The 21525-nt window shown below is 69.9% G+C and carries 17 protein-coding genes; 7 read left to right on the top strand and 10 right to left on the bottom strand.

Going from position 1 to position 21525, the window contains the following annotated elements:
* Positions 1-5: 5 nt before the first annotated feature.
* From bamA to fabZ, 3 genes are all read left to right on the top strand, one after another.
* Positions 6-2270, top strand: a complete 2265-nt coding sequence (bamA, locus tag BLQ43_RS03390) for an outer membrane protein assembly factor BamA (RefSeq protein WP_090018725.1) — start codon at positions 6-8, stop codon at positions 2268-2270.
* A 22-nt stretch (positions 2271-2292) separates the two neighbouring features.
* Positions 2293-2877 carry an OmpH/Skp family outer membrane protein gene (locus tag BLQ43_RS03395; protein WP_176758494.1) on the top strand — a complete coding sequence of 195 codons (585 nt, stop codon included), beginning with the start codon at positions 2293-2295 and terminating at the stop codon, positions 2875-2877.
* Between the two features lie 86 nt (positions 2878-2963).
* Positions 2964-3440, top strand: coding sequence for a 3-hydroxyacyl-ACP dehydratase FabZ (gene fabZ / locus BLQ43_RS03400; RefSeq protein ID WP_090018727.1), 477 nt, complete (start codon positions 2964-2966; stop codon positions 3438-3440).
* A 113-nt stretch (positions 3441-3553) separates the two neighbouring features.
* On the opposite strand, the gene gltA is transcribed toward fabZ, so the two are convergent.
* Positions 3554-4873, bottom strand: a complete 1320-nt coding sequence (gene gltA / locus BLQ43_RS03405) for a citrate synthase (protein ID WP_090018728.1) — start codon at positions 4871-4873, stop codon at positions 3554-3556.
* 96 nt (positions 4874-4969) lie between these two features.
* Positions 4970-6391, bottom strand: a complete 1422-nt coding sequence (gene gltX, locus BLQ43_RS03410) for a glutamate--tRNA ligase (protein ID WP_090018729.1) — start codon at positions 6389-6391, stop codon at positions 4970-4972.
* A 157-nt stretch (positions 6392-6548) separates the two neighbouring features.
* Between gltX and BLQ43_RS03415 the strand changes: the two genes are divergently transcribed.
* On the top strand, positions 6549-8696 hold the full coding sequence (locus tag BLQ43_RS03415; RefSeq protein ID WP_090018730.1) for a ComEC/Rec2 family competence protein: 2148 nt from the start codon (positions 6549-6551) through the stop codon (positions 8694-8696).
* A 24-nt stretch (positions 8697-8720) separates the two neighbouring features.
* Here the strand turns inward: BLQ43_RS03415 and lexA are convergent, their stop codons facing one another.
* The 6 genes from lexA to BLQ43_RS03445 all read right to left on the bottom strand — a co-directional run bounded on the left by lexA (position 8721) and on the right by BLQ43_RS03445 (position 13694).
* Positions 8721-9425, bottom strand: a complete 705-nt coding sequence (lexA, locus tag BLQ43_RS03420) for a transcriptional repressor LexA (protein WP_090018731.1) — start codon at positions 9423-9425, stop codon at positions 8721-8723.
* Between the two features lie 131 nt (positions 9426-9556).
* Complete coding sequence (locus tag BLQ43_RS03425) at positions 9557-10771, bottom strand: molybdopterin molybdotransferase MoeA (protein ID WP_090018732.1); 1215 nt, start codon at positions 10769-10771, stop codon at positions 9557-9559.
* Positions 10771-11250 (bottom strand): cyclic pyranopterin monophosphate synthase MoaC, encoded by a 480-nt coding sequence (moaC, locus tag BLQ43_RS03430; RefSeq protein ID WP_090018733.1) that lies wholly within the window; start codon positions 11248-11250, stop codon positions 10771-10773. Before moaC ends, BLQ43_RS03425 begins: the two co-directional genes overlap by 1 nt.
* Positions 11247-12068: an indole-3-glycerol phosphate synthase TrpC gene (trpC, locus tag BLQ43_RS03435; protein WP_090018734.1), complete on the bottom strand. Its 822-nt coding sequence runs from the start codon at positions 12066-12068 to the stop codon at positions 11247-11249. Before trpC ends, moaC begins: the two co-directional genes overlap by 4 nt.
* A 1-nt stretch (position 12069) precedes the next feature.
* On the bottom strand, positions 12070-13098 hold the full coding sequence (gene trpD / locus BLQ43_RS03440; protein WP_090018735.1) for an anthranilate phosphoribosyltransferase: 1029 nt from the start codon (positions 13096-13098) through the stop codon (positions 12070-12072).
* Positions 13095-13694 (bottom strand): anthranilate synthase component II, encoded by a 600-nt coding sequence (locus BLQ43_RS03445; protein WP_090018736.1) that lies wholly within the window; start codon positions 13692-13694, stop codon positions 13095-13097. Before BLQ43_RS03445 ends, trpD begins: the two co-directional genes overlap by 4 nt.
* A gap of 133 nt (positions 13695-13827) precedes the next feature.
* Here BLQ43_RS03445 and BLQ43_RS03450 point away from each other — a divergent pair, with 133 nt between their 5' ends.
* From BLQ43_RS03450 to BLQ43_RS03460, 3 genes are all read left to right on the top strand, one after another.
* Positions 13828-16362, top strand: coding sequence for a heavy metal translocating P-type ATPase (locus BLQ43_RS03450; protein WP_090018737.1), 2535 nt, complete (start codon positions 13828-13830; stop codon positions 16360-16362).
* 5 nt (positions 16363-16367) lie between these two features.
* Complete coding sequence (gene cueR / locus BLQ43_RS03455; protein WP_090018738.1) at positions 16368-16826, top strand: Cu(I)-responsive transcriptional regulator; 459 nt, start codon at positions 16368-16370, stop codon at positions 16824-16826.
* A 157-nt stretch (positions 16827-16983) separates the two neighbouring features.
* A complete protein-coding gene (locus BLQ43_RS03460) occupies positions 16984-18012 on the top strand; it encodes a divergent polysaccharide deacetylase family protein (RefSeq protein WP_176758495.1) in 1029 nt (342 codons plus the stop codon).
* Positions 18013-18024: 12 nt separating this feature from the next.
* Here the strand turns inward: BLQ43_RS03460 and trpE are convergent, their stop codons facing one another.
* Entirely contained in the window at positions 18025-19533 is a 1509-nt protein-coding gene (gene trpE / locus BLQ43_RS03465) for an anthranilate synthase component I (protein WP_090018740.1), read from the bottom strand.
* A gap of 4 nt (positions 19534-19537) precedes the next feature.
* Positions 19538-21418: a SurA N-terminal domain-containing protein gene (locus BLQ43_RS03470; protein WP_090018741.1), complete on the bottom strand. Its 1881-nt coding sequence runs from the start codon at positions 21416-21418 to the stop codon at positions 19538-19540.
* Between the last annotated feature and the right edge of the window lie 107 nt (positions 21419-21525).

Below are 21525 nucleotides of genomic sequence, written 5' to 3' on the forward strand. Positions count from 1 at the left end.
CCCGTATGGCTTTGGTGATCGTGGCCCTGGTCGGGATGATCGGACCGGCTGCCGCGCAAACCATCCAGTCGGGCGGCACCATCGACGAGATCGAGATCCGCGGCACACGCCGCATCGAACCTGCGACGGTGCGGTCCTACCTCACCGTCGATCCGGGCGACCCCTTCGATCGCGGCGCGCTCAACCAGACGCTGAAAGAGCTCTTCGACACCGGGCTGTTCAGCGATGTGCGGCTGCGCCGCGACGGCGACCGGCTGATCGTCGAGATCGACGAGAACCCGATCATCAACCGGATCGCGTTCGAAGGAAACGACGAGGTGGACGACAAGACGCTGCGCCAGCAGGTCGAGCTGCGGCCGCGCGTCGTCTTCACCCGCACCAAGGTCAAGAACGACCTGGAACGCATCCGCCGCGTCTATCGCCGGAACGGGCGCTTTGGGGCCGAGATCAGCCCGAAGATCATCGAACTGGAACAGAACCGCGTCGATCTGGTCTTCGAGATCAACGAAGGGCCGGAGACCAAGGTTCGCGGCATCAACTTCCTGGGCAATCGGGCGTTCGACGACGGGGAGCTGCGCGACGCCATCGTGACGACCGAGGCGGCGTGGTACCGCCTGTTCGCGACCAACGACACCTACGATCCCAACCGGATCAATTTCGACCGGCAAAAGCTTCGGCGCTTCTACCTGAACAACGGCTACGCAGATTTCCAGGTGGACTCGGTCATCTCCGAGATGACGCCGGACCGCAAGGGCTTCATCCTGACCTTCAGCGTGGATGAAGGGCCGCGCTACAAAATCGAGTCCGTCACGATCGATTCCCAGATCGACGATCTGACACCGAAGTCGCTCCGCAAGGTGCTGAACACCAAGGAAGGCGACTGGTACAACGCCTCCAAGGTTCAAGACACCGTTGACCGCATGACCACCGCTGCGGGCAACCAGGGCTTCGCCTTCGTGGACATTCAACCCAACGTCGAGCGCCTGCCTGACAAGAATCGCATCAAGCTGACCTACACGATCGAGGAAGCGCCGCGGGTCTTCATTGAGCGGATCAACATTACGGGCAACGTGCGCACCCTCGACCGCGTCATCCGGCGGGAATTCGAGATCGTGGAAGGCGACGCCTTCAACGCCTCCAAGATCCGCCGCGCCCGCCAGCGCATCAACAACCTCGGCTTCTTCAAGTCGGTCGAAGTTGACAAGAAAGAAGGCTCGTCGCCGAGCCGGACGGTTGTCGACGTCAAGGTCGAAGAGCGGTCGACCGGCAGCCTCAGTTTCGGCGCGGGCGTTTCCACGGATTCCGGCTTGCTCGGCAACGTGCAGTTGCGTGAGCGCAATCTGCTCGGCAAAGGCCAGGACCTGCAGCTCAACTTCTCGCTGTCGTTCGAGACGCAGCGCATCGACCTCAGCTTTACCGAGCCGTACTTCCTGGGACGTGACCTCTCGGCCGGGTTCGACCTCTTCCGCACGGAGACGGACCAGGACGAGTTGGACTTCGAGGAAGACCGAACGGGCGGCGCGCTGCGCACGGGCTACAGCATCATCGGACCCTGGCGACAATCCTGGCGGTACCGCTTCTCCGAGCGCGAGCTGTCCGACGTCGACGATGACGAATCCCTTGTGTTGCAGCTCGAGGAAGGGTCGACGACGCGCTCCAGCCTCTCGCACACCCTCTCCTACGACCGCCGTGACAACCGGCTCAACCCGACCGAAGGCTTCAAGCTGTCGCTCACCAACACCTTCGCCGGGCTCGGCGGATCCGAACGCTTCGCAAAGAACGAGGTCAGCGCCGACGTCTTCACGCCGATCACCGAGGGATTGACGCTGCACCTCGGCGCGGAAGGCGGGCACATCGCCGGCCTGGGCAAGGAGACGAGCATTCTGGATCGCTTCTTCGTCGGCAGCTCGTCCATTCGCGGCTTTCAGCCGGCCGGCGTGGGACCGCGCGACCTGAACACCGACGATGCGCTCGGCGCCAAGCAGTTCTACGCGGGAACGGTGGAACTCCGGTTCCCGCTCGGCTTGCCGGACCGCTTCAACATCGAGGGGCGCGTGTGGAGCGACGTCGGCGCCGCCTGGGGGGTGGACAATCCGAGCAATGCCAACCTACAAACACGCGACAGTTCAAGTCCGCGTTTGGCTGTGGGGACAGGCTTCAGTTGGCGCTCGCCCCTGGGGCCGCTCGACATCGATCTCGGCTTCCCGGTGATCAAGGAGGACTTCGATGAGACGGAAGTCTTCCAGTTCGGTTTTGGCACGCAGTTCTAGTTTGCGCGTGAGGAAAGACGCCATGCCCCGCTCCCTCCGGCTTTGTGCAATCGCGGCGCTTGTGGCTGCCGGGACGGCAGCTGCCAGCCCGGATCCGGCTGCGGCGCAGACGGACGAGATGACGTCGCCGACCATCGCCGTCCTGGACGCGCAGAAGATCATGGAGCAGTCCAAGGCGGTTCAGTCGATCCAGGACCAGATCAGCGAGCGGCGCTCGAGCTATCAGAATCAGCTTAGCCAGAAGGAACAGCAGATCCGGAAGGCCAACCAGCAACTCCAGCAGCAGCGCTCCGTGCTCTCGTCTGAAGCGTATCAGCAAAAGAAGAAGAAGCTGGAGCAGCGGATTCAGCAGATCCAGGGCGATGTGCAGTCGCGCAAGAAGGGTCTGCAGCAGCTGTACAACCGCGCGATGAACCGCGTGAAAGAGAAGCTGGTCCAGATCACCAGCAAGATGGCGGAAGAGAAAAACCTTGATATGGTGGTGAACAAGAGCGCCGTGCTCCTCGTGCGGCGTCAAATGGAGATCACCCAGGCGGCTCTGGAAAAGCTCAATAACCAGCTCAAGACGGTCGATCTGGACAAGATCGAAAAGAGCAAGCAGCAGTAGGGCGCCTCGACAGGCAAGGTTTAGACCGGGCGCGGCGCGTTCATCGTGGGGAACGCGGGCCCGATGGCGAAGGACGGAAGGCAGGCATGGCGGACGACCAGACGGATGCGGTGAGCGAGGCGTCGACGGCGGACATCATGCGGGTCATGGAGATGATCCCGCATCGCTACCCCTTCCTGATGGTCGACCGGGTGCGTGAGATCTACAAGAACGTCTCGGCCATCGGGATCAAGAACGTCTCCATCAACGAACCGTTCTTTCAGGGCCATTTTCCGCGCGAGCCCGTGATGCCCGGCGTTCTGCTGGTGGAATCCATGGCCCAGACGGCTGCGGTCCTGGTCGTGGAGACGCTGGAAGGTGAGGCGGCGGGGAAGCTCGTCTACTTCATGTCGATCGACGAAACGCGCTTCCGTCGGCCCGTGTATCCGGGCGACACCGTGTACGTTCACGTCGAAAAGCTGCGCAACCGCGGCAATGTCTGGAAGTTCAAGGCGGATGCGCGCGTGGACGGCGTGTCCGTTGCCCAGGCGACCTACTCCGCGATGATCCGCGACGACGCGTAAGACCACGCAGCCCACAACCGGTCGGCACGGCCGGGGAAAATCCAGGGTCCACGTATGATCGCGGTGAGGAGAAGCGGGGGCGGCCCAGACCGCCCCCGCTTTGCTTGGCGGCGCTATTCGCGCTGATCGACCGGGATGAAGTCGCGCGGACCGTAGCCGGTGTAGATCTGACGCGGCCGGCTGATGCGCTGGTTCGGGTCCTCGACCATCTCCTTCCACTGGGCGACCCAGCCCACCGTGCGCGCCACGGCGAAGAGCACGGTGAACATCGACATCGGGAAGCCCATGGCTTTCAGGATGATGCCCGAATAGAAGTCGACGTTCGGGAAGAGCTTGCGCTCAACGAAGTACTCGTCCTCGAGCGCGATCCGCTCCATCTCCATCGCCAGATCGAGCAGCGGATCGTCGCGCTTGCCCAGTTCGTCCAGGACGTCGTGGGCGGATTGGCGCAGCACCGCGGCTCGCGGGTCGTAGTTCTTGTAGACGCGGTGACCGAAGCCCATGAGGCGGAAGGGATCGTTCTTGTCCTTCGCGCGTTCCAGGAACTCCGGCACGCGGTCCTTGCTGCCGATCTGCTCCAGCATTTCCAGCACGGCCTGGTTCGCGCCGCCGTGGGCGGGGCCCCAGAGGCTGGCGATGCCCGCCGCGATGCAGGCGAAGGGGTTGGCCCCGGAGGAACCGGCGAGCCGCACCGTGGAGGTGGAGGCGTTCTGCTCGTGATCGGCGTGCAGGATGAAGATGCGGTCCATCGCCCGCGCGAGCACGGGGCTCAGCTTGTATTCCTCCGTCGGGACCGCGAAGGTCATGTAGAGGAAGTTTTCCGAGAACGAGAGATCGTTGCGGGGATAGATGAAGGGCTGGCCGACGGAGAACTTGTAGGCCATGGCCGCGATCGTGCTCATCTTCGAGATGAGCCGGTGCGAGGCGACCATGCGCTGGTGCGGGTCCGTGATGTCGGTCGAGTCATGGTAGAAAGCCGACAGCGCCCCGACCGCGCCGACCATCACCGCCATGGGATGCGCATCGCGGCGGAAGCCGCGGAAGAAGTAGAGCATCTGCTCGTGCAGCATCGTATGGTATGTGATGGAGCTTTCGAAGTCCGCTTTTTCGCCGCGCGTCGGCAGTTCGCCGTGCAGCAGCAGATAGCAGACCTCCATGAAGTCGCAGTTCTCGGCGAGATCCTCGATGGAGTAGCCGCGGTGGTAGAGGCGGCCGTTCTCGCCGTCGATGTAGGTGATGTTGGACGAGCAACTGGCCGTCGAGGTGAACCCCGGATCGTAGGTGAAGGCGCCGGTGTTCTTGTACAGCTGGCGCACATCGATGGCGCGCGGACCCATGGTGCCGTGCAGCACCGGCATCTCGACGCTGTCGCCGGTAACGTTGTCCGCCAGCGTGGCCGTGTGCTCCTGCGAGCCCTCCTTGTCGTCACTCATAAGCGTGTTCCTTAAGCCTGATTGCTCGGAGGTTGGTCTCGGACCCCGGCAGCCTAGTGCTATGCTGCGGTGCACGCAACGCGGGCTCGAACGACCTTACGACGCGGGATCGGCTGGATCGGGCGCGGCCGCCGCGTCGATGCGTGCCAGCGTTTCCGTGCGCCCGAGCACCACCATGACCTCGAAGATCCCGGGCGAGACCGTGGTGCCGGTAAGCGCCGCCCGCAGCGGCTGCGCGACCTTGCCGAGCTTGCAGTCCTCCTGTTCGGCGAACTCGCGAACCGTGAACTCAAGCGTTTCCTCGTCCCAGGCGGTGAGGTCCCGAATGCGCTCGGCGAGCCGGTGCAGGCGGTCGCGCGCTCCATCGTCGAGCTGCTTGGCCGCCTTCTGTGTCAAACTTTCCGGACGCTTCAAGTAGAATACCGCGCTCTCGGCGAGGTCAAGGAGCGTCTTCGCGCGCTGCTTGAGGCCCGGCATGGCGCGCTGGAGCGTTTCCACCTCCACCTGCGTCAGCTCCCGGCCGATGTGCTCGGCGAGGTGCGGTGCCACGAGGTGGGCCAGCCGGGTGTCGTCGGCCTCGCGGAGGTAGTGTGCGTTGAAGGACTTGAGCTTGTCGAAGTCGAAGCGCGCCGCGGACTTGCCGACACCCTCCAGGCTGAACAGCTGGATGGCTTCATCGGTGGGCACGATCTCGCGGTCGCCGTGGCCCCAGCCCAGGCGCAGCAGATAGTTCCGCAGCGCCTCCGGCAGATAGCCTTGCTCGCGGTAGGCGGACACGCTGACCGCGCCGTGACGCTTGGACATCTTGGCGCCGTCCGGGCCGTGGATCAGCGGGATGTGGGCGAACTCCGGCTCCGCCCAGCCCAGCGCGCGGTAGACCTGGGTCTGGCGGAAGGCGTTGGTGAGGTGGTCGTCGCCGCGCACCACGTGGGTGACGCCCATGTCGTGATCGTCCACCACCACGGAGAGGTTGTAGGTGGGCGTGCCGTCGGCGCGCAGGATGACCATGTCGTCCAGCTGCGCGTTGGGCACGGTGACGCGGCCCTGCACGCGGTCGTGGATGACGGTTTCCCCGTCCTGCGGCATCTTGATGCGGATGCACGGCGTCACGTCGGCGGGGGCGTCGGCGGGGTCGTGGTCGCGCCAGCGGCCGTCGTAGCGGATGGGCCGACCCTCGGCGCGCGCCTTTTCGCGCATCGCTTCCAGTTCGGCCTTGCTGGCGTAACAGCGATAGGCGTGGCCGGCTTCCAGCAGCTCATAGGCGACCCGGGCGTGCCGCTCGGCGCGCTCCGACTGGTACATTTCCGGCTCGTCCCAGGTCAGCCCCAGCCAGTGCAGGCCGTCCAGAATCGCCTGGATGGCCTCGGGCGTGGAGCGCTCCCGGTCCGTGTCCTCGATGCGCAGCAGGAAGCTGCCGCCGTGATGGCGCGCGAACAGCCAGTTGAACAGAGCCGTTCGGGCCCCGCCGATGTGCAGCATCCCGGTGGGGGAGGGTGCGAACCGCGTCACGACCGTCATGCCTGGCTCCGCCTTTTGCGCTGCGTAGTGTGGATCGAGTGTGGGGCAATGGCGTGGGCCGTCTAGCACATGCGACCCAACCCGGCCACGGTCGCAATGCCGGCCGAGCCCAGTCACGCCGTAGACGGGAAGGCCGTGACGTGGCATCGCGCCATGCATGTGGCAGGACGCGGCCGTGGAAACCGGGGTGCGGCTGCGCAGCCGGGCGGCGATCCGCCTGCGCGCGCTGCTTGCGCGCGCTCACGCGGATGTCCTGGCGGACCGGCCGCGCTGGGTGCTGTGGCTCCCCGTTGCGCTCGGGGCCGGCGTGGCGCTCTACTTCGCGTTGCCGGTGGAACCGCCGTGGTGGGCCGGCGGCAGCGCCCTGCTGCTCGCCGCGTGGGTGGCGGTTTCCGGGCGCAGCGCGTCGACCGCCGTGCTGCCGGCCGTGCTCATGGTGGCGGCGGCGAGCGGGTTCACGGCGGCGCAACTCCGCACGCACGCCGTGGCCGCGCCGGTTCTCAGCGAGGAAACCGGCCCCACGGCCGTGTCCGGCCGCGTGATCGCGCGCGAACCGCACGACAGTGCCGTTCGGCTGACCCTCGCGAACCCGGCGGTCGACGAGCTGGCGCCGGATAGGACGCCGGCGCGCGTGCGCGTAACCGTGCGGCACGGCGGCGATGCAGTGCTCCCCGGCGAGCGCGTGCGCATGAAGGCGGTGCTGCATCCACCGCCGTCGCCGCCGCTGCCGTCGGCGTTCGACTTCCCGCGGCGCGCCTATTTCGACCGCCTCGGGGCCGTGGGGTACGCGCTGGGCCGCCCCGACGTGCTGGACCCGGGCGCGGGCGGTGGCTGGCTCACGTCCGCCGAACGCCTCCGCGACCGCGTCGTCAGCCGCGTGCGCGAAGCCGCCCCCGGACCGGCCGGCGGCGTCGCCGCGGCGCTGATGACGGGCAAGCGCGGCGCCATCCCCGAGCCGGTGCGCCAAGACCTGCGCGATGCCGGCCTGGCGCACCTGCTGGCGATATCGGGCCTGCACGTGGGCCTCGTCGCAGGGCTTGTGTTCTTCCTGGTCCGCCTCGCCGGCGCGGCTGTTCCGCCGGTCGCGCTGCGCGTGCCGCTGAAGACGACCGCCGCCGTCTCGGCCGCGACCGCGGCGGCGGGCTATCTGGCGCTCACCGGCTTCACGGTGCCGACGGTGCGCGCCTTCGTCATGGCGGCGCTGGTGCTGGTCGCGGTGGCCCTGAACCGGCGCGCGATTACCATGCGTGTGGCCGCCGTGGCAGCGTCCGGGCTGCTTCTCGTTCATCCCGAGAGTCTGGTGGGCGTGAGCTTTCAGCTTTCCTTCGCCGCCACGGTGTCCCTGATCGCTTGCTACGAAACCCTGCGCGACCGCCGGCCGGCAGGGATGGCCGGCGACTCCGTGCCGGCGAAGGTGATCGCCTACCTCGGCGGCGTCGTCCTCACGACGATCGTCGCGACCCTCGCGACCGCGCCCTTCACCGTGGCCCACTTCAACCGCCTGGCGATCTACGGCGTGGTGGCGAACCTCGCGGCCGTGCCGCTGGCGGCGTTCTGGATCATGCCGCTGGCACTCGGCGCGTTCGCGCTGATGCCGTTCGGGGCGGAGGGGCTGGCGCTGACGCCCATGACGTGGGGCATCGAGGCCGTTCTGGCGGTGGCCGAGCGCATCGCGGGCTGGCCCCACGCCGTCGTGCACCTGCCGACGCCGCCGACGTGGGGCTTCGTGCTGACCGTCGCCGGCGGCCTGTGGCTCTGCCTGTGGACGGCGCGCTGGCGCCGCCTGGGCCTGGTGCCCATCGTCCTGGGGGCGGCAAGCCTTCTGCACACCGCGCCGCCGGACGTGTTGGTCGGCCGGGACGGGTACGTGATGGCCGTGCGGGGAAGCGCGGGCCGTCTGTGGCTGTCCGAACACGACGCGGACAGCTACACCACGGAGGTCTGGCTACACAGCGCCGGGCTGACCAAGGCCCGCGCGCTGCCGAGCGGTGGGAACCGGGACCCGGTGGCGCGCGTGCGCTGCGATCCCCTCGGCTGCATCCAGCGCCGGCCGGGCGGCGCGGTCGTCGCCCTCGTGCGCGATCAGCGCGCGCTGCGAACGGATTGCGCGCGCGCCACCGTGCTGGTCAGCACCGAGCCGGTTCCCGACAAGCAGTGCCGCCACCCGCGCATCGTGATCGACCGCTTCGACCTGTGGCGTGAGGGCGCGCACGTCGTCCGCTTCACCGACGGCACGGCCGAGGTGACCTCGGTGCGCGGCGCGCGCGGGCGACGGCCCTGGGTGCGCTGGCCCAACCGCGAATGAGCTCCGTCTGCGACGGTAAGGGGGTCAGTACTGGCGCAGCAGGGCCACAAGCCGGCCCTGGATGGCCACGCGGTCGGGCGGGAAGATGCGGGTTTCGAAGGCGGGGTTGGCGGGCTCCAGCGCGATGGCGTGGCCCTTGCGCCGCAGGCGCTTAAGCGTGACCTCCTCGCCGTCCACCAGGGCGACGATGATGCTGCCGTTCTCGGCGGCGTCGCAGCGCTCGATCACCACGGTGTCGCCGTCGAAGATGCCGGCGTCCACCATGGACTCGCCCTCGACCTCCAGGCAGTAGTGCTCGCCCTTCGACAGCAGCGCGGGCGGCACGTCCACGAAGGCCGACTCGTCGCGCAGTGCTTCGATGGGCGTTCCGGCGGCGATGCGGCCGTAGAGCGGCAGGTTGACGAGGTTGCTGCCGCGCTGCTCGCCGCCGGCGGCGCGCGTGCGGGCGAGGCGGAAGTCCGGCGCGACGACGTTGCTGTTGGACGCATTGGCCGTCGTTGCGCCCGTGGGGCCGCTGTCGGGGCCGCGTAGGATCTCCAGTGCGCGTGCGCGGTGGGGCAGGCGGCGGATAAAGCCGCGTTCCTCCAGCCCGCTGATCAGGCGGTGGATGCCGGACTTGGACTTGAGCCCCAGCGCCTCCTTCATCTCATCGAAGGAGGGCGACACCCCGTTCTCGTTCAGGCGGCGCTGAATGAAGACGAGCAGTTCGTGCTGCTTGCGTGTGAGCATGGCGGGCCACCCAGGTAAAGCGACCATCCCCGCGGGCGCGGTGCCGGTCGAGCAGCGGTTGGAACAAATCAAAAACCCACGCGCACTGTTCTAGTTTGGTTCCCCCGCCGGGTCAAGCACGCGGGCGTGGCTCATACGGCGCCCGGGCCGTCGTCCAGGGGCAGGACCGTCACCGTCTCGCCGGTCTCGGCGGCCGGCGCGTGCGGCGCGCGGACGATCAGGCCGTCGGCCGCGGCCAGCCGCGACAGCATCGAGCTGTCCTGTCTCGCGAAGGGCGTGGCGACGAGGGCGCCCGTGTCATCCCGGTGAAGCTCAGCGCGCAGGTGGTCGGTGCGCTCGCCGTTCGCGTCCAGCGGCGCGCCCAGTGCGGCCTGCACCGACGGCGGCTCGCTCGCGCCCAGGCCGGCCAGCACGTCCAGGGCCGGCCGCAGGAAGATGTGCGCGCACACCAGCACGGAAACGGGATTGCCGGGCAGGCCGACGACGGGCAGGCCCGCAAGGGACGAGAACATCAACGGCTTGCCGGGGCGCATGGCGATCTTCCAGAAGGCCATCTCGGCGCCCTTGGCGGCGAGGACGCTGTGGACGTGGTCGTGTTCGCCCACGGAGGCGCCGCCGATCGTCACCAGCAGGTCGCAGCCCTGCGCCGCGTCCAGGTGCGCGCCGAGCGCATCCGGGTCGTCGCGGGCGATGCCCAGGTTCACCGGCTCCCCGCCGCGGGCGCGCACGAAGGCCGCGAGGCCCATGCTGTTGGAGCTGACGATCTGGTTGGCGCCCAGCGGCTCGCCCGGCAGCACCACCTCGTCGCCGGTCGCCAGGATGGCCACGCGCGGCCGGCGGTGCACCGACAGCCAGGGATGGTTCATCGCCGCCGCGAGGCTGACGTCGCGGGCTGTCAGGCGCCGCCCCGCCGCAAGGCCGCGCTCGCCCCGGGCGAAGTCGAGGCCGGCGGGGCGCACCCACTTCCCGGCGGGGCTGCCGGTGTGGACCGTGACCCGATCGCCCTCGCGCGCGGCGTTTTCCTGAATGACGATGGCATCCGCTTCCGGCGGCACCGGCGCGCCGGTGAAGATGCGCACCGCCTCGCCGGGGGCCAGCGGCGTGTCGCGGTTCGAGCCCGCCGGCACCTCCGCCACGATGCGCAGCTCCGCCGGCGTTTCGGCGACGTCGGCGCTGCGCACGGCGTAGCCGTCCATCGCGGAGACGGCGCGCGGCGGCTGGTCAACGCGCGCGTGCACGTCGGTGGCCAGCACGCGGCCAAGCCCGTCCGCCACGCTCACGGTTTCCGAAGGGCAGGGGCGCAGCCCGGCCAGAATGCGCGTCCGCGCGTCCGCGACCGAAAGCATCACGCCGCCTCGTAAGTTCCCGATTTGCCGCCGCTTTTGTGCACCAGCCGGATGTCGCCGATGCGCATGCCCTTATCCACCGCCTTGCACATGTCGTAGATGGTCAGCGCGGCCACGGACACGGCCGTCAGCGCTTCCATCTCCACACCGGTCTGGGCGGCGATGCGACAGGTGGCCGTGATCTCCACGGCGTCCGCGTCCTCGGCGAGGTGCAGGTCCACGTCCGCCGAGGACAGGGGCAGGGGATGGCACAGCGGGATCAGCTCGGCCGTGCGCTTGGCGCCCATGATGCCGGCGAGGCGTGCCACCGAGATGACGTCGCCCTTTTCCACGCCGCCTGCGCGGATCGCCTCCACCGTGTCGCGGGCCATGTGCACGCGGCCCTTGGCGGTGGCCGTGCGCTGGGTCGTGGCCTTCGCGCCCACGTCCACCATGCGGGCGCTGCCCTGCTCGTCGAGGTGGCTGAAGCCGCCGCTCATTCCGCCGCTCCGGGCTCGGCCGCGGGGTCGCGGCCCATGATCGTCCGGGTCGCGGCCGCGACGTCGCCGTGCTGCATCAGGTGCTCGCCGATCAGGAAGGCGCGCGCCCCCTCCTCGCGCATGGCGACAAGGTCGGTGTGGGCGCGCAGGCCGCTCTCGCACACCACCAGCCGGTCCGCCGGCACGTGCGGGGCCAGCGCCCGCGTCGTCTCGGTATCGACCCGCAAGGTCTTGAGATCGCGGTTGTTGATGCCGATGAGCTGGGTGTCCAGTGCCAGCGCGCGCTCCAGCTCCTCGCCGTCGTGCACCTCCGCAAGCACGTCCATGCCCCAGCCGCGCGCGGCCTGGGCCAGCTCGCGCGCCTGGGCGTCGCTGAGCGCGGCCATGATGAGCAGCACGCAGTCGGCGCCGAGCGCGCGGGACTCCGCGATCTGGTAGGGATCGAGCATGAAGTCCTTGCGCAGCACCGGCAGCTCGACGGCGGCGCGCGCGGCGACCAGGTGGTCGTCGTCGCCCTGGAAGTAGGGCGCGTCCGTCAGCACCGAAAGGCAGCTCGCCCCGCCTTCGGCGTAGGCGCGCGCCAGCGTCGCCGGGTCGAAATCCCCGCGGATCAGGCCCTTGGACGGCGAGGCTTTCTTGATCTCGCAGATGAGTGCGAATGCGCCCGCCGTGTCTGCGTTGGCCAGGGCCCGCATGAAGCCGCGCGGCGCACTCGCCTGCCGGGCCGCGTCCTCGACGGCCGCCAGCGGGCGCTCGGCCTTGCGGGCGGCGACCGTCTCGCGCTTGTCGGCGCAGATGCGCTCCAGCACGTGGGACATCTCAGCCCCGTTCCGTGAAGGCGGCGAAGTCGTCCAGCAGCTTGGCGGCGCGGCCGCTGTCCACGGCATCCGCCGCGATGGCGACGCCCTCGCGCAGGTCGGCCGCGCGGTCGGCGACCACCAGCCCCGCGCCCGCGGCCATGAGCACGATATCCCGCAACGGGCCGTCCTCGCCGGCGAGCATGGCGCGGATGGCGCGCGCATTCGTTTCGGCGTCGCCACCGCGCAGCCGGTCAAGGCTTTCGCGCCGCAGGCCCGCGTCCTCCGGCGTCACCTCGAAGGTGTGGACCTCGCCGTCCTTGAGCTCGGCGACGAGGCTCGGGCCGGTGGTCGACAGCTCGTCCAGGCCGTCCAGGCCGTGCACCACCCAGGCGCGCTGATGGCCCAGGCGGCGCAGCACGTGCGCCAGCGGCTCCACCCAGTCGCGCGAGAACACGCCGAGCACCTGCCGCCGCACCTTGGCGGGGTTCGACAGCGGCCCGAGCAGGTTGAAGATGGTGCGCGTGCCCAGCTCCTTGCGCACGGGCGCGACGTGGCGCATGGCGCCGTGGTGCGCGGGCGCCAGCAGGAAGCAGGTCCCGATCTCGCGCAGGGCCTGTTCCATGCGCGCCGGCCCGGCGTCGACCGTGACGCCCAGCGCCTCCAGCACGTCCGCTGCACCGGTCGAGGACGACTGCGCGCGGTTGCCGTGCTTGGCCACCGGCACGCCGGCCGCCGCGGCCACGACCGCCGCCGCCGTGGAGACGTTGTAGGTGCCCGCGCCGTCGCCGCCGGTCCCGCAGGTGTCGATGGCGCCCTCGGGCGCGTCGATCGTGGTCATCTGCGCGCGCATGGCCCGCGCCGCGCCCGTGATCTCCGCGATCGTCTCGCCGCGCACGCGCATGCCCATGAGCAGACCGCCCATCTGGGCGTTCGTGGCGGCGCCGGTCATCATCGTGGTGAAGGCCTGCTCGGCCTCGTCCTCGATGAGCGGGTGGCCCTCGGCCACACGGGCGAGGATGGGTTTCAGGGCTTCGGGGTCGGTGGTCACGCCGCCGTCTCCGTGTCCGGGGTTCCGCGCGCGATGGTGAGGAAGTTGCGCAGGATGTCGTGGCCGTGCTGCGAGGCGATGCTCTCGGGGTGGAATTGCACGCCGTGCATGGGCAGCCGGCGGTGCTGCAGGCCCATGATGATGCCGTCGTCCGTCTCCGCGGTGATCTGCAGCGTCTCGTCCGGAAAGCCGTCGCGCGCCACGATCAGGGAGTGATAGCGCGTGGCCTCCAGCGGCGAGGGCAGGCCGGCGAAGACGCCCTCGCCGGTGTGGCGGATGGTGCTGACCTTGCCGTGCATGGGCACGCCCGCGCGACCAACATGGCCGCCGAAGGCCTGCCCGATGGCCTGATGGCCCAGGCACACGCCCAGGATGGGAATACGGCCCGCCGCAGCGCGGATGAGGTCTAGGCAGATGCCGGCGCGGTCGGGATCGCACGGGCCGGGCGAGAGCACGATGCCCTCGGGCGCCTTGGCGAGAATGCCGTCCACCGTGATGGCGTCGTTGCGGTGGACCTCGACGCCCGCACCCAGATCACCCAGGTAGTGATAAAGGTTGTAGACGAAACTGTCGTAGTTGTCGATCAGCAGGAACATGCCATCACCGCGCCGGGCCGTGCGTGTCTGCTCGGGATATAGCACTCCCGGACGCGGCGAAAAACACCGCGCTGCCTTGACCTTCCAGTGGCTGGAATCCCCACCTGCCGGTCAGCATGGAAGGATGTGGCCCATGAGTGCAGCCAGCGAAGCAGCCCCCGCCCCGCGCCAGCCCCTGACGCTGCCCGTCCAGGGCATGTCGTGCGGCGGGTGCGCCAAGACCGTCCAGCGCCACCTCGCCGAGGTGCCGGGCGTCGCCTCGGTGCGCGTCGATCACACCGAGGGCGTGGCGCGGATCGAGCCCGACGGCGCCGGTCCCGCGCGGGATGCCCTGGAGGCGGCCGTGCGCGAGGCGGGCTATAGCGTCGGCGACGCGGGCGCGGAAGCCCCGGCGGTGACCGCCGACGCGCCGGCAGAAGCGCCCCGATCCGGCGCGCACGCGGCCCGTGTCGCCCAGGGCGTGCACGAGCTGACGGTCCAGGGCATGTCGTGCGCCTCCTGCGTGAACCGCATCGAGACGGCGCTGAGCGAGGTTCCGGGCGTGCGGCGGGCTTCGGTGAACCTCGCGAGCAAGTCGGCGCGGGTCGAGGCCGCCCCCTCCGTCACGCCCGAGCAGCTGACGAGCGCGGTTCGCGAGGCCGGCTACGACGCCAAGCCCGCCGGGAGCACCGGCAGCGCGGCGTCGGCCGCCGCCCGCGAGGACAGCGGCGCGTGGACGGAGTGGCTGCTGTTCGCGGGGGCGGCGCTGCTGACGCTGCCGCTGATGGCACAGATGCTGTTCCCGCTCGTCGGGATTCCGGGGCACCTGCCGCCGCTGCTGCAGCTGGCGCTGGCGCTGCCGGTGCAGGTGGGCGCGGGCTGGCGCTTCTACCGCACGACGTGGAAGGAGCTGAAGCGCCGCTCGGTGAACATGGACACCCTGGTGGCGCTCGGCACCTCCGCCGCCTTCGGCTTGAGCCTCTTCCACACCGTGACGCTCGGCGACGCCATGATCGCCTGGGGCGCCGGCGGCGGGCTGTACTACGAGGCCGCCGCGGCCGTGGTCACGCTCGTCCTGCTGGGGCGTATTCTGGAAACCCGCGCCACACAGCGGGCCGGTGCCGCCGTCGCCGCGCTGGCGGCCCTGCGGCCGGACACCGTGCGCGTCGTGCGCGACGGCGAAACCCAAACCATCCGCGTGGACGATGTGGCGCTCGGCGATCTCGTCCTCGTGCGCGCCGGCGAGCGCGTGCCCGTCGACGGTGTCGTGCGCGACGGCGAGAGCCACGCCGACGAAAGCCTCGTCACGGGCGAGAGCAAGCCGGTGGCAAAGGCGGCGGGCGATGCGGTCGTCGCCGGCTCCATCAACAACGACGGCCTGTTGCGCATCGAGGCCACGGCCGTGGGCGCGGGCACCACGCTGGACCGCATCATCGACCTGGTCCGGGCCGCGCAAGCGTCCAAGCCGCCGGTGCAGCGGCTGGTGGACCGCGTGGCGAGCGTCTTCGTCCCCGCCGTCATCGCGGTTGCCGTCGTGACCGGAGCCGGTTGGGCCATTGCCGGGGCCGGCGCCGAGGTCGCGTTGCTCAACGCCGTGGCGGTGCTCGTGATCGCGTGCCCCTGCGCGCTCGGGTTGGCGACGCCGACGGCGGTGATGGTCGGCACGGGCGTGGCCGCGCGGAACGGTGTGCTGATCCGCGATGCGGCCTCGCTGGAAGCGGCGCGCGGCGTGACCACGGTGATCTTCGACAAGACGGGCACGCTCACCGAGGGCCGCCCGTCCGTCCGCGCCGTCGAGCCGGTGGACGCTGAGCGCGACACCCTGCTGCGCCTGGCCGCCTCGGCGGAGCAGGAGAGCACGCACCCGCTCGCGAGCGCCGTCGTGGCGTACGCGCGCGATGCCGGGATCACGCCGGGCGCGCCGGAAACGGTCACCACCACCGCTGGGAAGGGCATCGTCGCCCGCGTCGAGGGCCGGACGCTCGTGCTCGGCAATGCCGCGCAGATGGCGGCGTACGGCGTTCCCACCGAAGCCGGCGAGGCCACGGCGCAGCAGCACGGCGATCGGGGCTGGTCGACGATCTGGGTCGGCGAGGCCGGCGAGGGCGGTGACCGAAAGCTGCTCGGCCTTCTGGGCGTGGGCGACGCGCTCAAGGACGGCGCGGCCGAAGCCGTCGCGGCGATCAAGGACCTGGGCCTGACACCGGTGATGCTGAGCGGCGACACCCAGCGCACCGCCGAGGCGGTCGCGCGGGAACTCGGGATCGAGCGGGTGCTGGCGGGCGTGCTGCCCGACGGCAAGGTGGATGAGGTGAAGCGGCTGCGCCGCAACGGCGAGGTGGTCGCCATGGTCGGCGACGGCATCAACGACGCGCCCGCGCTGGCGGCGGCGGATGTCGGCATCGCCATGGGCGGCGGCACCGACGTGGCCCTGCAGAGCGCCGGCATCGCGCTGATGCGCGGCGACCCGCGCCTCGTCCCGCGCGCCATCGGCGTCAGCCGCCGCACCTACGGCAAGATCCGCCAGAACCTCTTCTGGGCCTTCGTCTACAACACCGTGGCCATCCCGGTGGCGGCGGCGGGGCTGCTCAGCCCGGTGATCGCGGGCGCGGCCATGGCGCTGTCCTCGGTGTCGGTGGCAACGAACTCGCTTTTGCTGAACCGCGACACCCAATCCAGGGAGGCGTGAGCGCGATGCACATCGGGGAGGCGGCGAAGCGCTCCGGCGTGCCGGCGAAGACGATCCGGTACTACGAAACCATCGGCCTGATCGCGCCCACGCGGCGCACGGCCGCCGGCTATCGCATCTACGATGACCAGGCGGTCCACACGCTGCAATTCATCCAGCGCGCCCGCAGCCTGGGTTTTCCGGTGAAGCAGGTGGGGGAGTTGCTGGGGCTGTGGCGCGACCGGGACCGCAAGAGCGCCGACGTGAAGGCGCTCGCCCGCGCGCAGATCGAGGAGATCGACCGCCGCATCGCCGAGCTTCGGGAAATGCGGGGAACGCTGGAGCACCTCGCGGCGCGCTGCCACGGCGACGAGCGCCCGGAATGCCCCATCCTGGCGGACCTCGCCGGCGAATCCGCGGGCGGGGACGACGGCGACCGGGCCGAACCTGCCGGAGCCCGCCATCACGACCCCGCGGTTTCGTAACGCGGGCGACCTTGCCATACTACAGCCCGTTCCGAGGGGGCTGAACAGGATGGCGCAGCGCAAGTCGCGGACGAACCGGTCCCGCGCCAATCGACCCGGGCGGCGGTCGAGCACCAAGACGCGGCGTCCCGGCGGCGCGCAGCGTACGGGCCGCCTGATGGCGCTGGGCGCGAGCCTCTTCGTCGCCGGCGCCGCGGTGGGCACGGTCGGCGGTTTCGCGCTGCATCCCGACCCGGCGGAGGTTACGCGGACGGCCCAACGCAGCACGCCGGACGGCGGTGGTTCGTACAGTCAGGCGCCGAACGGCCCGGACAAAGAGGCGTCACCATCCGTCGACGGTGGCGTCGGGAGCGATGACCGCGAGCGCCGGACCGCGGGGGTCAAGCCCGAGCGCGCGCCCGACGAAAAATCCGCCGAGGCGCGCGAGCCCGAAGCCGAGCGATGGCAGCACAATGCCGCCGCCATGCCGGCGGACGCGGGCGACAAGCCGCGCATCGCCATCGTCCTCGACGACATGGGGCTGGAGGTGGACGCCACGCGGGACGCCATCGACCTGCCGTCCCCGATCACGCTGTCCTTTCTGACCTACGCCGAGACCGACGATTTGCACGCGTTGACTGCTTCGGCCCGCCGAGCCGGGCACGAGGTCATGGCGCATGTGCCCATGCAGCCGTCAAGCGCGTCCGTGGACCCGGGCCCGCATGCGCTGACGCGCGCGATGAGCGGCGATGCCATCCGGGCGAACCTGGCGTGGGGGCTGGACCGGCTGTCCGGCTACGTGGGCATCAACAACCACATGGGCAGTGCCGCCACGGCCGACGGACGCACGATGCGGCGGCTGATGGCGGAGCTGGACGACCGTGGCCTGTTGTTCCTGGACTCGCGCACCACCGCCGAGACCAAGGCCATCGAGGCGGCGAAGGGCGCGAGCGTGCCGCACACCGAGCGCGACGTCTTCCTGGATAACGTCAAGGACCCCGGCGCGATCCGCGAGCAGTTGCGCGAGCTGGAAGCACTCGCCCGGCGGGACGGCAGCGCCGTGGCGATCGGCCACCCCTACGACGTGACGATCTCGGTGCTGGCCGATTGGCTTCCGGAAGCGCGCGAGCGCGGCGTCGCTTTGGTGCCGATCAGCGCGGTCGTTCAGGGGGCCGACCGCCGGAATGTGGCCGCCCTGCCGGAGTAACGGCGGAAGACTTCAGCGCCCCCGACCGGCGAAGCGGACCGCTTCCTCGGCGGCCCGGATCAGCGCCCGAGCCTTGTTGCAGCTTTCCTGATACTCGCTTTCCGGATCGCTGTCCGAAACGACGCCGCCGCCGGCCTGGACGTACATCGTGCCGTCCTTCACCAGCGCGGTGCGCAGGGCGATGCAGGTGTCCATGTCGCCGTTGGCGCCGAAGTAGCCCACGGCGCCGCCGTAGGGCCCGCGGCGCTCCGGTTCCAGCTCGTCGATGATCTCCATCGCGCGCACCTTGGGCGCGCCGGACACGGTGCCTGCAGGAAATCCTGCCATGAGCGCGTTCATGGCGTCGCAGCCCTCGGCCAGCTTGCCCTCGACGTTGGAGACGATGTGGAGCACGTGGCTGTAGGTTTCGATCACCATCTGCTCGGTGACCTGCACGCTGCCCGTGCCCGCCACGCGGCCCACGTCGTTGCGGCCCAGGTCGAGCAGCATCAGGTGCTCGGACAACTCCTTCGGGTCCGACAGCAGGTCCTCGGCCAGCACGCGATCTTCTTCGGGCGTGCTGCCGCGCTTGCGCGTGCCGGCGATGGGCCGGATCGTGACGGTGTCGCCGCGCAGGCGCACCAGGATCTCCGGGCTGGAGCCGACGAGCGCGAAATCGTCCAAGTGCGCGTAGAAGAGGAAGGGTGAGGGGTTGAGCCGCCGCAGCGCGCGGTAGAGGTTGAAGGGCGGCAGCTCGAACGGCAGCCGGAAGCGCTGCGAGGGGACCACCTGATAGATGTCCCCAGCGGCAATGTAGCGCTTCGCCGTCTCGATCATCTCGTGGAAGGCCGCGCGGTCCATGTTGCTCGTGGGCTCGGGCAGCGGCGCGACCGCCTCGCTGCGCTCATGCCGGTAGGGCAGGGAGCGCTCGAAGTCATTGACGGTGTCCGCCAGACGCTCGCGCGCAATGGCCCAAGCTTCCGTCGCGCTGAGGTCTGCGCGCGGGTAGACCGGCGTAAAGACGGTGATCTTGTCCGCCAGCCGGTCGAACACCGCCGTCACCGTGGGGCGCACGAACATCCCGTCGGGCACGCCCAGCACGTCGGGATTGGTGTCCGGGATGTTTTCGGCAAGGCGGACGGTGTCGTAGCCCATATAGCCGATCAGCGAGGACGCCATCGGCGGCGCGTCCGCCGGCAGCTCGATGGCGGACTCGGCGATCAGCGCGCGCAGACTGTCCAGCGGATTGCTGTCCAGCAGCTCGAAGGCGTCCGCGTCGTGGCGAGCCGAGCGGTTGATCTCCGCGCGTTCCCCGTGACAGCGCCAGACGATGTCCGGCTTCAGGCAAATGAAGGAGTAACGGCCGATGTGCGCGCCGCCTTCCACGGATTCGAACAGGAAGGCGTTGGTCTGCCCGTCGGCCAGCTTGAGGAAGGCCGACACCGGTGTTTCCAGGTCGGCGACGAGGCTCGTGTGCACCACCTGCGGCGTGCCTGCCCGATAGGCGGCGGCGAAGGTGTCGAAGCTGGGCATGACCTCCATCGCGTCACCGCACCTGGCTGACGATCTGGTCGATGGCGCCCTGGTTCACGCGCACGGTGTGGCGCTGGCGCAGGCTGTCGGCGAACTGGGCGAAGAGATCCGAGCGCAGGCCGCGCCCGAGCTCCTGCCGCAGCGATTCCAGGGCGGACGGGCTGGCTTGCGGGTCCGCCTCGCGCACCTCGCTGACCGTTGCCACGGCGACACGGCCGTCGAGCGCGCGCATGAACGCCTTGCCCTGGTCCTTGGCGAACAGTTTGTCGGTGAGCGCCTTTTCCACAGCGGGCGCGTTCTCGTTGTCCGTTCGGGTCAGCGCCGTGGACGTCCGCACGCGAACCCCCCGATCCGCGGCGAGACCGGCGAGCGCCGCGCCGCCGTTGACCCGCTCGACCATGGACTTGGCGGCTTCCTCGGCGGCCTGGGCGCGGCGCTCCGCGAGCACACGGCGGCGAACCTTGTCCTTCACCGCGTCGAAGGGGCGGCGCTGCGAGGGCGTGACGCTGTCCACGCGCAGCACGAAGTAGCCGCCCTGGTCCGTTTCCTCCAGCAGGCTGCGCTGGCCCTGCGTGGTGTTGAACGCGACCTGGAGGAACTGGTTCGGCGCGGGCAGACCTTTGATCTGTTCGCCGTCGCGGTTGCGCCCTTGCTGGTCCACGGCCGGGATCCGCCGCAGTTCGAAACCGAACTGCTGCGCCACCTCCTTGAGGGGCGCGCCGCCGGCGAGAGCATCGCGCATGTCGTTGGCCATGCTGATCAGGCGGTCGGCGGCCTTGTCGCGGGCGAGATCGGCGCGAATCTCGTCGCGCACCTCGGCGAGGCTCTTCGTGGTGGCGGGCTGCACCTCGGTCACCTGGGCCAGATGCCAGCCCAGGCTGGTCTGGACGGGCTCGGTGACGCGGCCTTCCTTGAGCTCGAACACCGGCCCGGCGAGGCCGTCCGGCAGCTCGTCCTTGGTGACCATGCCCAGCTTGGCGGGGGCGCCGCCCTTGATCTCCCGCGACACCGCCTCGAGCGTCCGCCCCTGCATCAGCAGGCCGAGCGCCCGCCGCGCCGTCTCTTCGTCGTCGAAGACGATCTGGCGCACGCGGCGCTGGGCCGGCTGGGAATAGCGATCCTTGCGCTCCGCGTAGGCGCGCTCGATGGCGGCGTCGCTTACCTTGACGCGTTCGGTGATGTCGGCCGGCGCCGCGTGGATGTAGGTCAACTCGCGGTAGGCCGGCGCCGTGAAGGCGTCGCCGTGCTCCTCATAATACGCCTTGAGCTCGTCGGCGGTCGGCTCTGCGACCTCGAAGCTGTCCGTCGCCAGCGTCAGGTAGCGCGCCACGCGCGCCTGGTTGCGGTAGCGGTACTCGCTCTCCGCCATGATGTCGGGAACAGCGACGCCCGCGGAGATGACGTCGGAAATGGCACGGCGCTTGAGCTGCCCGCGCACCTGCTCGACGTACTGCGCCTCCGACAGCCCGCCCTGCTGCAGCACGCGCTGGAAGCGCTCACGGTTGAAGTTGCCGCCGGACTGGAAAACCTGTTGCTGGCGGATGCGCTTGGCCACGTCCTCGTCGCCCACGGCGAGGCCAAGCTCCGCGGCCTCCGCGTTGAAGAGCGCGCGCGTGACGGCCTGGCGCGTGATCCGCTCGATCACCCCCATCTGCCGCGCCATCTCCATGTCGAACTGGCCGCCCATGCGCTGGCGCAGCTGGTTGATCTGCCGGCGCAACTGGCGCTGGAACTCGGCCGCGGTGACCTCTTCGTCGCCGACGGTCGCGACGACACGGCCGCCGCCGCCGGAGCGGAAGATGTCGCCGATTCCCCACAGCGCGAAGCTGGCGATCAGGACACCGAACAGCGCAAGGGTGGCGCCGCGGACGATGAGCCGGCGGAAGTTACTCATGGATAAGCGCTCTTTGCTGGCGACGGCGAAGGCAGGGCGTGCATCCTAGAAAGGCGGGACCGCGCGGGCAAGGAAGGGCGCTTGACGGCCGTCACCAGCATGCGTGT

The organism is Limimonas halophila (assembly GCF_900100655.1).
In the GTDB taxonomy this organism is placed as follows: Bacteria; Pseudomonadota; Alphaproteobacteria; order Kiloniellales; family Rhodovibrionaceae; genus Limimonas; species Limimonas halophila.